The organism is Pseudomonas sp. MOIL14HWK12:I2, from assembly GCF_000510745.1.
Classification (GTDB): Bacteria; Pseudomonadota; Gammaproteobacteria; order Pseudomonadales; family Pseudomonadaceae; genus Chryseomonas; species Chryseomonas oryzihabitans.
Window position 1 is genome coordinate 468185 of the sequence record NZ_KI783314.1, and the last position, 12822, is coordinate 481006.

Annotated in this window: 14 protein-coding genes; 7 read left to right on the forward strand and 7 right to left on the reverse strand. The window is 66.7% G+C overall.

Going from position 1 to position 12822, the window contains the following annotated elements:
• Positions 1-25: 25 nt before the first annotated feature.
• On the forward strand, positions 26-499 hold the full coding sequence (locus tag PSK12I2_RS0123295; RefSeq protein WP_007162040.1) for a phosphate-starvation-inducible protein PsiE: 474 nt from the start codon (positions 26-28) through the stop codon (positions 497-499).
• Between the two features lie 82 nt (positions 500-581).
• Here PSK12I2_RS0123295 and PSK12I2_RS0123300 read toward each other — a convergent pair whose 3' ends face one another.
• Positions 582-3197, reverse strand: a complete 2616-nt coding sequence (locus tag PSK12I2_RS0123300) for a DEAD/DEAH box helicase (protein ID WP_027600281.1) — start codon at positions 3195-3197, stop codon at positions 582-584.
• 124 nt (positions 3198-3321) lie between these two features.
• Between PSK12I2_RS0123300 and PSK12I2_RS25140 the strand changes: the two genes are divergently transcribed.
• Positions 3322-3492, forward strand: a complete 171-nt coding sequence (locus tag PSK12I2_RS25140; RefSeq protein ID WP_007162038.1) for a hypothetical protein — start codon at positions 3322-3324, stop codon at positions 3490-3492.
• Between the two features lie 94 nt (positions 3493-3586).
• Here PSK12I2_RS25140 and pyk read toward each other — a convergent pair whose 3' ends face one another.
• Positions 3587-5038, reverse strand: coding sequence for a pyruvate kinase (gene pyk, locus PSK12I2_RS0123310; RefSeq protein ID WP_007162037.1), 1452 nt, complete (start codon positions 5036-5038; stop codon positions 3587-3589).
• 196 nt (positions 5039-5234) lie between these two features.
• Between pyk and PSK12I2_RS0123315 the strand changes: the two genes are divergently transcribed.
• Complete coding sequence (locus PSK12I2_RS0123315) at positions 5235-5621, forward strand: tol-pal system YbgF family protein (protein ID WP_007162036.1); 387 nt, start codon at positions 5235-5237, stop codon at positions 5619-5621.
• Positions 5622-5677: 56 nt separating this feature from the next.
• A complete protein-coding gene (locus tag PSK12I2_RS0123320; protein ID WP_007162035.1) occupies positions 5678-6040 on the forward strand; it encodes a PilZ domain-containing protein in 363 nt (120 codons plus the stop codon).
• Here the strand turns inward: PSK12I2_RS0123320 and PSK12I2_RS0123325 are convergent.
• The 3 genes from PSK12I2_RS0123325 to PSK12I2_RS0123335 are packed head-to-tail and all read right to left on the reverse strand — an operon-like array spanning position 6025 to position 9027.
• A complete protein-coding gene (locus PSK12I2_RS0123325; protein ID WP_027600282.1) occupies positions 6025-6837 on the reverse strand; it encodes a hypothetical protein in 813 nt (270 codons plus the stop codon). The genes PSK12I2_RS0123320 and PSK12I2_RS0123325 overlap by 16 nt on opposite strands.
• Entirely contained in the window at positions 6834-7829 is a 996-nt protein-coding gene (locus tag PSK12I2_RS0123330) for a MoxR family ATPase (protein WP_027600283.1), read from the reverse strand. The genes PSK12I2_RS0123325 and PSK12I2_RS0123330 overlap by 4 nt, the downstream gene beginning before the upstream one ends.
• Entirely contained in the window at positions 7807-9027 is a 1221-nt protein-coding gene (locus PSK12I2_RS0123335) for a DUF4350 domain-containing protein (RefSeq protein ID WP_027600284.1), read from the reverse strand. Before PSK12I2_RS0123335 ends, PSK12I2_RS0123330 begins: the two co-directional genes overlap by 23 nt.
• A 108-nt stretch (positions 9028-9135) precedes the next feature.
• On the opposite strand from PSK12I2_RS0123335, the gene sbcB reads away from it, so the two are divergent.
• Positions 9136-10581, forward strand: coding sequence for an exodeoxyribonuclease I (gene sbcB, locus PSK12I2_RS0123340; RefSeq protein WP_027600285.1), 1446 nt, complete (start codon positions 9136-9138; stop codon positions 10579-10581).
• Positions 10582-10855: 274 nt separating this feature from the next.
• On the opposite strand, the gene mvaT is transcribed toward sbcB, so the two are convergent.
• On the reverse strand, positions 10856-11239 hold the full coding sequence (mvaT, locus tag PSK12I2_RS0123345; protein ID WP_027600286.1) for a histone-like nucleoid-structuring protein MvaT: 384 nt from the start codon (positions 11237-11239) through the stop codon (positions 10856-10858).
• 299 nt (positions 11240-11538) lie between these two features.
• On the opposite strand from mvaT, the gene purU reads away from it, so the two are divergent.
• Positions 11539-12390: a formyltetrahydrofolate deformylase gene (gene purU, locus PSK12I2_RS0123350; RefSeq protein WP_007162029.1), complete on the forward strand. Its 852-nt coding sequence runs from the start codon at positions 11539-11541 to the stop codon at positions 12388-12390.
• Entirely contained in the window at positions 12362-12613 is a 252-nt protein-coding gene (locus PSK12I2_RS24770; protein WP_084222135.1) for a hypothetical protein, read from the forward strand. Before purU ends, PSK12I2_RS24770 begins: the two co-directional genes overlap by 29 nt.
• On the opposite strand, the gene PSK12I2_RS0123360 is transcribed toward PSK12I2_RS24770, so the two are convergent.
• Positions 12601-12822 (reverse strand): hypothetical protein, encoded by a 222-nt coding sequence (locus tag PSK12I2_RS0123360; RefSeq protein WP_027600287.1) that lies wholly within the window; start codon positions 12820-12822, stop codon positions 12601-12603. The two genes, PSK12I2_RS24770 and PSK12I2_RS0123360, sit on opposite strands and share 13 nt — an antisense overlap.

Below are 12822 nucleotides of genomic sequence, written 5' to 3' on the forward strand. Positions count from 1 at the left end.
ACTCTTGCGGAGGGAGCAGCACGCCATGAAATGGGCAGACAACGGTCGCAAACGCATGCACGACGGGGCGAACTCCCTCGGCAACCTGCTGGTGGAAGGCTTCCACTACTTCGGGCTGTTCGCCATTGGCGCGGCCACGGCCTGGGCCTCGGTGCTGGCCTTCCTCGGCATGCTCGACAAGGGCCAGGCGAGCATCGATGACATCCTGCTGCTCTTCATCTACCTGGAGCTGGGTGCCATGGTCGGCATCTACTTCAAGACCAACCACCTGCCGATCCGCTTCCTGCTCTATATCGCCATCACCGCCCTGACCCGCTACCTGATCGGTGACGTCTCTCATCATCGGCCGCCGGATGTCGGGCTGCTGTATCTCTGCGGCGGGATCTTCCTGCTGTCGCTTGCGGTGCTGGCGGTCCGCGTCGCCTCGAACAGGTTTCCTTCCAGCAGGGCGCTGGATGCGGCGGGTGATGTGGTGGGCGAGGGCGCGGGCGACAAGTAGCCCGCGGCACCGCTATCCGCTGCGTTCCCGGCAGCGCAGCTGGCCAGGCCAGGCGCTGCCGGGATGACCCGCTGGCGGGTGCCTAGCGGTCCAGCGGCGCCAGCAACTGGGCCAGGTCGCTTTCGGTCAGGCGCCAGTCGCCGCTGTTCTCGCTGAGAATGCCGGCGCTCAGGCGCGCCTTTTCCTGCTGCAGCTGCTGGATGCGTTCTTCCAGGGTGCCGCGGGCGATCAGCTTGTAGACGAACACCGGACGATCCTGGCCGATGCGGTAGGCGCGGTCGCTGGCCTGCTGCTCGGCGGCCGGATTCCACCAGGGATCGAAGTGGATCACGGTGTCGGCCGCCGTCAGGTTGAGACCGCTGCCGCCGGCCTTGAGGCTGAGCAGGAATACCGGCACCTCGCCGTTCTGGAAGCGCTGCACCGGGGTGCGCCGATCCCGGGTTTCGCCGGTCAGGGTGACGTACGGGATGCCGCGCTGGTCGAGATCGGCGGCGATGAGGTCGAGCATGCTGGTGAACTGGGAGAACACCAGGACCCGGCTGCCACCGGGGAGCAGGGCGTCGAGGCGCTCGTTCAGCGCCGCCAGTTTCGCCGAGGGCTTGGCCACGCTGGCGTCTTCGTTGGGCACCAGGCGCAGGTCGCAGCAGACCTGGCGCAGGCGCAGCAGGGCATCGAGGATCAGCAGCTGGCTGCGACCGATGCCCTGACGGGCGATCTCGGCGCGGACGCGCTCGTCCAGCAATAGGCGCAGGTCTTCGTAGCGTTCGCGTTGCGCCGCGCTGAGTTCGACCAGCTGGACGATCTCGGTCTTGGGCGGCAATTCGCTGGCGACCCGCTGCTTGGTGCGGCGCAGCATGAAGGGGCGGACCCGTGCCTTGAGCGCCGCCAGGCGCTGCACATCGCCTTCACGCTCCACGGGGATGCGATAGGCCTGCTTGAAGCCTTTCTCGTCGCCCAGCCAGCCGGGCATCAGGAAGTGGAATTGCGACCAGAGTTCGCCCAGGTGATTTTCCAGCGGCGTGCCGGTCAGGCAGAGGCGATGGCGGGCGCGCAGGTGGCGCGCCGCCTGGGCGGCCTTGGTGGCGGCATTCTTGATCGACTGGGCTTCGTCGAGCACCTGCAGGTGGAAGTCGTAGCCGGCCAGGCGCTCGGCGTCACGGGGCAGCAGGGCATAGGTGGTGAGCACCACGTCGTGCTCCGGAATCCGCTCGAAGCGACTGCTGCGGGCGCTGCCCTGCAGGGTCAGCACGCGCAGGCCGGGGGCGAAGCGGGCGATCTCGTCCTGCCAGTTGGGGATCAGGCTGGTGGGCATGACGATCAGCGCCGGCGCGGTCAGGCGACCGGCCGCCTGCTCGACGAGGATGTGCGCCAGGGTCTGCAGCGTCTTGCCCAGGCCCATGTCGTCGGCCAGGATGCCGCCCACGTCCAGTTCACGCAGCGCCTGCAGCCAGGCCACGCCGTCGCGCTGATAGGGCCGCAATTCGGCGTGCAGGGTGTCCGGCAGGACCACCGGCTCGGCGGCATAGCTGCGCAGGCGTTCGGCAAAGCTGCGCAGGCGCTCGCCGCCTTCCCACTCCAGCGGCAGGCGTTCGTCCAGCTCGGCCAGGCGCGCGGCGTCCAGGCGCGGCAGGCGCAGGGCACGGTCCTGGGTGAGGCGATCGGTGGCATAGAGTTCACCGAGGATCTGCAGGATCGGCTTGAGCCGCCCCAGGGGCACGGCGACCCGTTGCACCCGGCCCTGCTGGCCGGCCAGGCGCGGCGGCTCGATACGCAAGAGCACGGGTTCGTCGTCGGCGCGCTTGGCCAGCATCGCCGGTTCGTACTGGGAGGGCTCGCGCCGTATGGCATCGATCAGCAGCGGGATCAGGCTGACGCGGCGCTGGCCCAGGCGGATGCCCAGTTCGACGTCGAACTGGCCGCTCGCGGCGGTCGCGTCCTGCACCTCTTCGAGGTGACCGTACCAGCCTTCCACCGGTGTCAGGTCGAAGGTGAATTCGGGATGGGCCTCGATCTGCCAGCCGGCTTCGCGCAGACCGGGGATGACCTGCTGCACGAATCTGAGCCAGGCGGGGTCGTCCGGCAGTTCGAACATCTCGCCACTGTCGTCGGGCAGCGCGGCGCTGCGCCGGGTGGCCAGGCGCAGACCGTGGTCGAGCAGCGTCTGCCGCCAGCGTTGTTCGGCCGGCAGCTGGCGCGCGGGATAGTCGGCCTCCGGGGTGCGCGGCGGCGCCCCGAACAGGCGCCGCGAGCCATAGGCGAAGGCCAGGGCGGCGCGATGGCGTACCGTGGGTCTCATCTTGCCGATGTGGCGGTCGTAATCGATCTGGGTATGGCTGCCAAGGGTCAGGACCGGGCGAGGCAGCTCCGGATGGGCGACCGGCGTGGCCGGCAGGGCGGCCTCGCTGCGTTGCAGCCGCTCGAGTTCGATGAGGGCGGCGGCGGCATGCTTGCAGTTGCGGCCGACCGGGCAGGTGCAGCGGGCGTCGACCCGCCAGGCGGTCTCGCCCGCGCGCAGGCTGATCGCCTGCCGATAGGCCGGTCCGGCCGGGCTGTGGCACTCGGCATAGAGCTGACCCTTGGCGGCCGAGCGCAGCTGCACCAGGCCGTCGAGCGCCAGCCGCCGGCCGCGCTCGTAGTTGCGCTCCGTGAAGGCGCCTTTCCAGTCCTGCCACTTGAGCCGTTCGAAACGTAACGCCATCGTTCACCCAGGCTGTTCGTACCAAACCGGCTATTCTGCCACAGTCCGCCAGGCGCCCGCCGGACTCCCTTGACCTATGTGAGAATGAGAATATAGTGCATTTAAATGGGTAGGGAGCGAGACGATGCGTGAACAGCCGTTGACCAGCGTAGCCCTGATCGATGCCAGTCGCCTGGAAGCACGGCGGGAAGGGCGCTTGCGCGCGCTGCAGCGCGGCATCCTCATCAGTTGCAGTCTGGGTGTCCTGGGCGCTGCGGCCCTGCACCTGGCCTACTTGGCCGCCGGCGGTCGCTAGGGCTGCCTGGCCCCGATCCGTCCAGAAAAAAGCCCCGCACAGGGACCTGTGCGGGGCTTTGTCTTCAGCACCGGTCGGAGACCGGCGGCGGGGGTCAGACCAGCAGGTCGCCCACGCGGTACATCTTCATGGTGTTGGTGCCGTCACGCTTGGTGTAGCTGTCGCCCTTGGTCAGGATGACCCAGTCGCCGTGCTCGACGATGCCGCGCTTGAGCAGCTCGTCCACCGCGGCCTGGCTCACCTTGTTCGCCGGCATGGTGGTCGGGTCGAAGGGGATGGTGTGCACGTTGCGGAACAGCGCGGTGCGGGCTTGGGTGGCGCGGCTGGACGCGAAGGAGAAGATCGGCACCGAGGAACGCAGGCGCGACATGATCAGCGGGGTGTAACCGGTGTCGGTCAGGCTGATGATGGCCTTCACGCCGGGGAAGTGGTTGGCCACGTAGATGGAGGCCAGGGCGATGCTCTCGTCCCAACGGGTGAAGGTATGGCCCAGGCGGTGGCTGGACAGCTTGCTGGTGGGCTGCTTCTCGGCACCGACGCAGACGCGCGCCATGGCCTTGACCGCTTCCACCGGATACTGGCCGGCGGCGCTCTCGGCGGAGAGCATCACGGCGTCGGTGTTGTCCAGCACGGCGTTGGCCACGTCGGAGACTTCCGCGCGGGTCGGCATGGGGCTGCTGATCATCGACTCCATCATCTGGGTCGCGGTGATCACCGCCTTGTTGAGGCGCCGGGCGTGGGAAATGATGCGCTTCTGGATGCCCACCAGCTCGGCGTCACCGATTTCCACGCCCAGGTCGCCTCGGGCCACCATCACGGCGTCACTGGCATGGATCAGGCCGTCCAGGGCTTCGTCGTCGGCCACGGCTTCGGCGCGCTCGATCTTGGCCACCAGCCAGGACTTGCCACCGGCGGCTTCCATCAGGCGACGGGCTTCGTGCATGTCTTCGGCATCACGCGGGAAGGACACGGCCAGATAGTCGACCTCCATGGAGGCGGCCAGCTTGATGTCTTCGCGGTCCTTGTCGGTCAGCGCCGGAGCGGTGAGGCCACCGCCGCGACGGTTGATGCCCTTGTGGTCCGACAGCGGGCCGCCGATCAAGGTGGTGCAATGCAGTTCGGTGGCGGTCATGCCTTCCACGCGCAGGACCACGCGGCCATCGTCCAGCAGCAGTTCGTCACCCACGCGGCAGTCGGTGACCAGGCCCGGGTAGTCGATACCGACCACTTCTTCGGTGCCTTCGGTGCGCGGATGGGCGATGGACAGGCGGAAGGGATCGCCGACCTTGAGTTCGATGCGCTTGTTGACGAACTTGGCGATGCGGATCTTCGGACCCTGGAGGTCGCCGAGCAGGGCGACATGGCGACCGTGCTTGGCGGCGAGATCCCGTACCAGCTGACCACGAGCCCGGTGCTCGTCGGGCGTTCCATGCGAGAAGTTCAGGCGGGCGACGTCGATGCCGGCGATGATGAGCTGCTCGAGGACTTCCGGAGAATTGCTGGCCGGGCCCAGGGTGGCGACGATCTTGGTACGGCGATAAATCATGCAGTCTTTCCTTTAGCGGATTGCAACCATGAGTCGGCGCCTTAGCGCCGAGTCGACGTAGAACACGGAGCGCAGCTCATTGTAGCGCTGTCGCGTGGCCAGCACATGACGGCTTTTCGCAGCTTGGTCACACCAATGGTCGTTTGCCCTCAAGAAGCGGGCCCCGGCGCCGATCTAGCGAGCAGGAGGACTTTCCATGCGCCCTTATCTCTGCCTGTTCCTGCTGCTCGGCCTCACCGGCTGTACCAGCGTCTCGATGAATTCCTATCTGGATGCCGCCTATAAATCCTATAGCGAAGGCGACTGCAACAATGCCTTGCTGCAGATCTCCCAGGCTGAACGCAAGGGGCGGGCACGGCCCTGGCTGCAACCGGAATTTTCCATGCTGCGCGGCCAGTGTCTGGAGCAGCAGCAACTGTACGCCGACGCGGTCCAGACCTATCGTTTCATCCAGGTCCGGTTTCCGGCCAGCGAATACGCCTATCGGGCCCAGGCCCGACTGGACACCCTGCGCCAATTGGGGCTAGATGGCGGAACGGCCGTTGCGACGCCCCAACCGGTGCGAAAACTACCGCAGCGCTGAGCTTTCCAGGACGTTGTCGGTAAAGTGGCTTTACCGTGTGCAGGATGAATCGCACCATGACTCAGAATCGTCGTATCGAGCGCCACCAGCTGCCCTACTATCTGAAGGTGTTCAACCGCTTTACCGACAAGCCCATGGGCTACATCGGCAACATTTCCCGCGAGGGGCTGCTGATGATCAGCCAGCTGCCCATGCTGGTGAACGCGCGCTTCGAACTTCGGCTGAAGATTCCGGGGCAGGACGGTCAGCTGCATTTCGTCGATTTCGACGCCCGCTGCCAGTGGAGTCATGAAGACGTGACCCCAGGCAACTACGATTCGGGCTTCAGCGTCGCCGAGCCGCCGGCCGAATTCGCCGAATTGATCGACGTGCTGCAGCACTACTTCACCTTCGGCCGCCTCTCTCAGTCGGCGGCCTGATCCGGGTCACCGGCATTCCATAGCTGCAGCAGGCAGGTCTGCAGATCCGCCGTGGCGCCGGCCGCCAGCCAGCGGACGGGCCTTCGCTCCAGCCGCGCGGCCAGCCGCTCGCCCTGGATCCGGGCCTGCCAGGCGTCGGCATAGCGGCGCGCAGCGCGCCAGCTGCGGATGTCGTCGGGTTCCGCCACCTGCTGCCGTGCGGTGTCGACCAGCCAGAGCTGCAGGCCGCGTCGGACCAGGTCCAGACGGCCGAGCCAGACCGCCAGCTCTTCATCCAGCGGTGCCGCCACCACCAGCACACTGCCCGGGCGCGCCTGACGGCAGAGCCGTGCCAGCGCTGCCCTGAGATCGCTCGTCGCACCTGGCAGCCGCACCGGCAGTTCGGCTGGCGTCAGGCGGCAAGCAGCCGTGCCTGCCGCCAGCAGGCGCAGCTCGGGATCGAGACCATAGAGCCACAGCTCATTGCCACTGGCCGCCAGGGCCTGCCCGAAACCCAGCATCTGCTGGTAGTCGCCTGACCGCTCGGCCTGTCCTCGTCCCTGGGCCGGGCTGGCGATCAGCAGGTGCAGGGGGGTATCCGCGCGCAGGCGTGCCCTGGAGGCCGGCGCGGCGAGCGGCGGATGCTCACCACTCGCTCGCCGGCGCCGGCGGGCGTTCAGCCGCCCCATAACGCTCAGTCCCAGCAGCAGGGCACCCGCCGCCGGCAGGCCCTGCCAGCGCAGGGGCGCCAGTCCGCCCAGGATCAGGCTGAGCAGCGCCAGGGCGACCAGCGCCAGGGGCAGGCAGCGCTGGATCATGGGCGCGGTGCCGGACACTGTCCCAGCAGCTTGAGGATCTGGCCGTCCAGGCTGTCACCCTCGAATTCGCGTTCTGGCGTCAGCCGCAGCCGCGGCCGCAGCACGGCGGGCAGCAGGGTGCGCACATCCTCGGGCGTCACGCTGTCGCCACCCCGCAGAAAGGCCTGTGCCTGGGCCAGGCGCAGCAGGGCCTGACCGGCGCGCGGTCCGGCGCCCTGTTCGAAGGCCGGCCATTCCCGGGTGAGACGGATCAGGCGCACGGCATGCTCCAGGACCGGCTCCGCAACCGGCAGGCCGGCCACCAGTCGCTGCAGCGCCGGCAGATCCCGCGCCTGCAGCAGGGGGCGCAGCGCCGCCGCTTCCAGGGGGTCGCCCAGACCCTGCTGCACGGCCAGGCGCAGGGCGGCCAGTTCCTGGCCTTCTGCCGGCCACTCCAGACGCAGTTGCACCAGGAAGCGATCCCGCAGCGCCAGTGGCAGCTCGCTGCCCGGGGTGCGGGTGGCGATCACCATGAAGGGCGCCGGCAGGGGCAGCTGGCGACCGCCCAGGCTCAGCTGGCGGCCCTGCAGGGCGTCGTCCAGCAGCTGGAGGACCACCGGCGGCGCCCGATGCAGGTCTTCGAGCAGGACCAGGGAATTGAACAGCGGACCCCGGCGCAGACGGGCACTGTCGCTGCCGACGTCCGTGACGATTTCGCCGGCCACCTCGGCGGGGGTCAGGGCCGGATGGCAGTGCAGCCGGGCGAAACCGGCATCCAGGCTGGCCGCCAGGGCGCGTGTCAGCAGCGTCTTGCCGGAGCCGGTGGGACCTTCCAGCAACAGGTGACCGCCGGCCAGCAGGGTGGCGAGCAGTCCGTCCACGGCGGCGTCCTGCTGTGGCAGCACCTTGAGCAGGGCCTGCCGCAGGGCCTGCAGGCGGGTCAGGGCGCGGGCCTTGACGCCGGTATCGCCAGCGTCCACCGGAGTGGCGTCAGGAGGGGAACTGTCGGTCATCGGAAGTCCTCGGGAGCGGGGGGCGCACGGCCAGGTGCAACAGGCGCAGCTGGACGATGCGGCGGGTGAAGTCGCGAGCGGAGAGGCGCGCCGGGCTGGGGCGCATCGCCTCGCCCACCGCGCGGGTGCTCAAGCCGCTAAGACGCGCAAGATATTGCCAGCGCTCGGCCACGCCTTGGTCGGCGAGTTCGGGGCGGCGGCGGTGCACCTCGCGCTGGATATCGCGCTGCAGCGTGGCGATCAGTTCAGGCCAGCGTTGGGCATCACGTCGTGGAGCCGGATTCTGCCGACGACGTCTCAGCCAGATCCCTGCCGCCAGCGTCAGCAGCCCAAGGGCCAGGCCATAGCGTTGCAAGGCGTCCAGCCACAGGGGGAGCGGTGGCGCCGGGGCGATCAGGGTCACCGGCGCGCCCTGGGTGAGGTACCACAGCAGCCAGGCATTGTCGTACTGGGCGAGATGGGCGTTGCTCCAGAGGTCGCTGTCCGACAGCAGGGTCACGCTGCCATCGCCCCAGGGCAGCATCAGCATATGGGTGGCGCTGGCGCTGCTGGCCCAGGCCACCGCCTGATCGCCGACATCGAACAGATGGCGACTGTCGTCGAAGCCGAGGTAGGCGGGAGCATCGTCTTCGGCGAGATAGAGCTGGGTCAGGTTGGGCCACAGGGGCAGCGCCATGATCGGCGGGGCGGCGCCGCCCAGTTCGCGGGTCGCCATGGGACGCACGCCCAGGGTCGCACTGAGCGCCAGGGTGCTGTCATCGGCGACGGCCACCAGCCGGCCGCCCGCCTCGACCCAGTCCAGCAGCGCCTGGGCCTGAGCCTCCGCCAGGGGCGGGTTGCCGGCCAGCCAGAACCTGACGTCCTGGGGTGGTAATTCGGCGAGCTGCTCGGGCTGGCCGCGTTGCACCCGGCTGCCGAAGTGCTGCAGGTAAGCCGCCGCCCGCGCCTGGGGGTCGGTGCTGCGGGTAGTCGCGGTGAGTTGGGTGGCGAGTTGGCGCGCGGTCCGGCTGTCGAGTCCCTGATGGGTCAGGCGCAGGCTGGCCGGGCCACTGTCGGTCTGTGGCGGCAGGGGGCAGGACAGCGGCTCCTGCTGCGCTAGGCACGCCAGCGACAGGGTCAGCGCCCAGACGGCGGCGCCCAGGCGTACGCCGATACCTCGGCACCTGGAGCGAACGGAGAGCCGATCGACTGAACGCATGGGAAGGGAGGATACGCGGAAGACGGACGCCAGAGCCTAGCGGGTGCGGGCGCCCGGGAGCAAGGCGCGCGACGATGCTAGACTGCGCCGATTCTAGGGGAGGGCGGTGTGACGCAAAGTATCTTCTGGTACGACTTCGAGACCACGGGCATCGATCCACGGCGGGATCGTCCGCTGCAGGTGGCCGGGGTGCGTACCGATCTGGACCTCAACGAAATCGAAGCGCCGCTCAATCTGCATTGCCAGCTGAGCGAGGACGTCCTGCCCCATCCGGCAGCCTGCCTGGTCACCGGTATCCTGCCCGCCACCCTGCAGCGCCTGGGGCTGCGCGAGCGGGACTTCGTCCAGCGTCTGCATGAGGAGTTGCGGCGTCCCAATACCTGCAGCGTCGGCTACAACAACCTCAGATTCGACGACGAAATGGTACGGCACAGCCTGTACCGCAACTTTCACGACCCCTATGCCCGCGAGTGGCAGCAGGGCAACAGTCGCTGGGATGTGCTTGGCCTGATCCGGGCGCTCTATGCCTTTCGCCCGGAAAGCCTGGACTGGCCGCAGGACGAGCAGCGCGTTTCCCTGCGCCTGGATCGCCTGACCGTCGCCAATGGCATCGAACACGCCCAGGCCCATGACGCCCTGGCCGATGTCCGCGCGACCCTGGCCCTGGCGCGCCTGGTCAGGCAGCGGCAGCCAAGGCTCTATGACTATCTCTGGACGCAGCGCCAGAAGAAGGCGGCGCTGGCGCGCATTCGTCTGCTCGAACCCCTGCTGCATGTCTCGGGACGCTTCAGCGCCGAGCGGCACTTTCTCGCCCCTGTCCTGCCGCTGGCCTGGCATCCGGTCAATCGCAATGCGTTGATCGTCTGCGACCTCGGCCTGGCGCCGGAGCCGCTGCTGGACCTGGACGTCGAGACCCTGCGCGAACGCCTCTATACCCGGCGGGATGCGCTGGCCGAGGGTGACCTGCCGGTGCCGCTCAAGCTGGTACAGGTCAACAAATGTCCGATTCTGGCGCCCTTCAGCGTCTTGCGTCCGGCGGATACGGAACGGCTTAACTTCGATCTGGCCGCCGTCTGGCGCTGCGTCCGCCAATTGCTCGACCAGCGTGCGACCTGGCAACCCAAGGTGCAGGCCCTCTATGCCGAGGCATCCGGATTGGCCGCCCAGGAACAGGAGGCCGAAGCAAGACTGTACGACGGCTTCATTGCCGCCGAAGAACGGCAACTCTGCGACCAAGTTCATCAGTGTCCGGCAGAGCAACTTGGCAGCCGCGCCTGGCCCTTTCGGGATGAGCGACATCCAGAGCTGTTCTTTCGCTATCGAGCGCGCAACTTTCCCGAGTTGCTGACGGCGGAAGAAGAGGCTCGTTGGCGACAATTCTGTCGGCAGCGTCTGCTGGGTGAAGAGCAACAAGGTCATATGACCTGTACGCAGTTCCTCACCCTGACCGAACAATTGCGGCGGGAAGTCCCGGTTGATCAGGTGCCGATTCTCGAGGCCTGGTCCGCTCATGTTCGAGCGGTGATGCAGCGATTGGATCGGGCGGTTGCCTGAAGTCGCAAAAGCCGGATACCGATCCGAGACGTTTGTTAACCAAAAAAGAGTGGCAAGCAGCAAATTCGGACGGACGCTATCCGACCGCGGTTGAAGCAAGGGAAAAGTGAAAGGGAAGTACCGCGCCGGAGATGAAAGCGCTTCGGGCGCTGTGGTGCGGGATATCGATAACGGCGAGCGGTCACCAGGCCTAACCTGGGTCCGCGCCTGGCAGGCTGCGGTAAACGCCTGCCAGGCGGGCAAAAAGAACGCCGGCTAGCCGGCGTTCTTCTGATCAATCCAGCAGCGTTGCCCAGGATTCGACGTCGTCCGAACCCCATTTGGCTTTCCACTCTTTCAGCGTCTTGTGATTGCCACCCTTGGTTTCGATCACTTCGCCATTGTGCGGATTCTTGTATTGCTTAACTTTGCGCGCGCGCTTGGGCGTACTGCCAGTGCTGGCCTTGGGAGTGCGCGCCTGGCGGGCAGGCTTGGCTTCGGTATCGAGAATGCCGATGATGTCGCGCAGGGACTTCTGATACTCACCCATCAACGCGCGGAGTTTCTTTTCGAATTCCAGTTCGCGCTGGAGTTTGTCGTCCTCTTGCAGCGACTTCAGGCGCTCCTGCAATTCCTTGATGGCTTCTTCGGTCTGGCGGTATTCATTGATGAGCGACATAAACGGCCTTTGTTCTGAGTGATGCAGAGATGAAAGTCTGCATCGATCATAGATTGGCTATCGGGATAAGTAAACTGTCCGCCTGACAGGTCGATAATTGCAGCCCGTTTCGTCGCAACAGCGAAGTTGTCGAATACGCGTAACTTTCGACAGGGCATTGGCGGAACTTATCGGTTCTTACTTGTCCTTTGCAAAGTCTTTACCCTGGCTCTACAGTCGCGCGCTATGGCGCCCTGCGCCGCTCGACGCTGCCGGCGACTGCGCCTAGAATGCAGCCCCTTTTCGTTCGAGGTTGTGCTATGCAAACGTTTCGTCTGGTGATCGCCTGTCCGGACGGGGTAGGTATCGTGGCCAAGGTCAGCAACTTCCTGGCGACCTATAACGGCTGGATTACCGAAGCGAGTCACCATTCGGATACGGAGAGTGGCTGGTTCTTCATGCGCCATGAGATCCGCGCCGATTCACTGCCCTTCGATCTGGCCGGCTTCAGTCAGGCCTTCGCACCCATCGCACGGGAATTCTCCATGCAATGGCGGATTACCGATTCGGCCCAGCGCAAGCGCGTGGTGCTCATGGCCAGTCGCGAATCCCACTGCCTGGCCGACCTGTTGCACCGCTGGCACAGCGGCGAGCTGGATTGCGAGATCCCCTGCGTCATCTCCAACCACGACACCCTGCGCAGCATGGTCGAATGGCACGGCATTCCCTTCTTCCATGTGCCGGTCGATCCCGCCAACAAGCAGCCGGCCTTCGACGAGGTGTCGCGGCTGATCGATCTGCACCAGGCCGATACCGTGGTCCTGGCGCGCTACATGCAGATCCTGCCGCCGGATCTCTGTGCGCGCTATGCCCACCAGGTGATCAACATCCACCACAGCTTCCTGCCGTCCTTTGTCGGGGCCAAGCCCTATCACCAGGCGGCGCAGCGCGGCGTCAAGCTGATCGGCGCCACCTGCCACTACGTGACCGAAGAGCTGGATGCCGGGCCAATCATTGAGCAGGACGTGGAACGCGTCAGCCACCGGGACAACGTCGAAGACATGGTGCGCCTGGGCAAGGACGTCGAGAAGATGGTGCTGTCGCGCGGCCTGAGATACCACCTGCAAGAGCGGGTCATGGTTCATGGCAACAAGACCGTCATCTTCGACTGACCACGAACGGCCAGCGGCGGCGCCCGGTGCCGCGGCGCCGCCACCGCGCCTGGGCGAGGGCTGCCTGGCGCGCTATGACCTGCAGGCCATGACTGAAGAGGGCGGCGCCGACTTCAGTGCCGCCGCCGCGCTCTGGCAGCAACTGCAGGCACGGCAAGAGCACGAGGACGTCGCAGAAGACGCCCCGGACAGCAGGGATACGGACTCGACTCAGGCGTCCTGAGCGGTGGCCTCGGCGCTGGTCTTGGCCTTGAGATCGGCGATCTTGCGTACTTCGGAGGCGAACACCTCGTCCTGCACGGTCGGCCGTTTCTTCCAGGGCTTGCGGTCGGGCTTGGGTTGAGCGGCGTAGGTGACGATTTCGCCACCGTAGACATCCTGATAGCGCTGGGCCTGGCGTTCCAGTTCAGCGCGAAGTTGATCTTTGGTCAC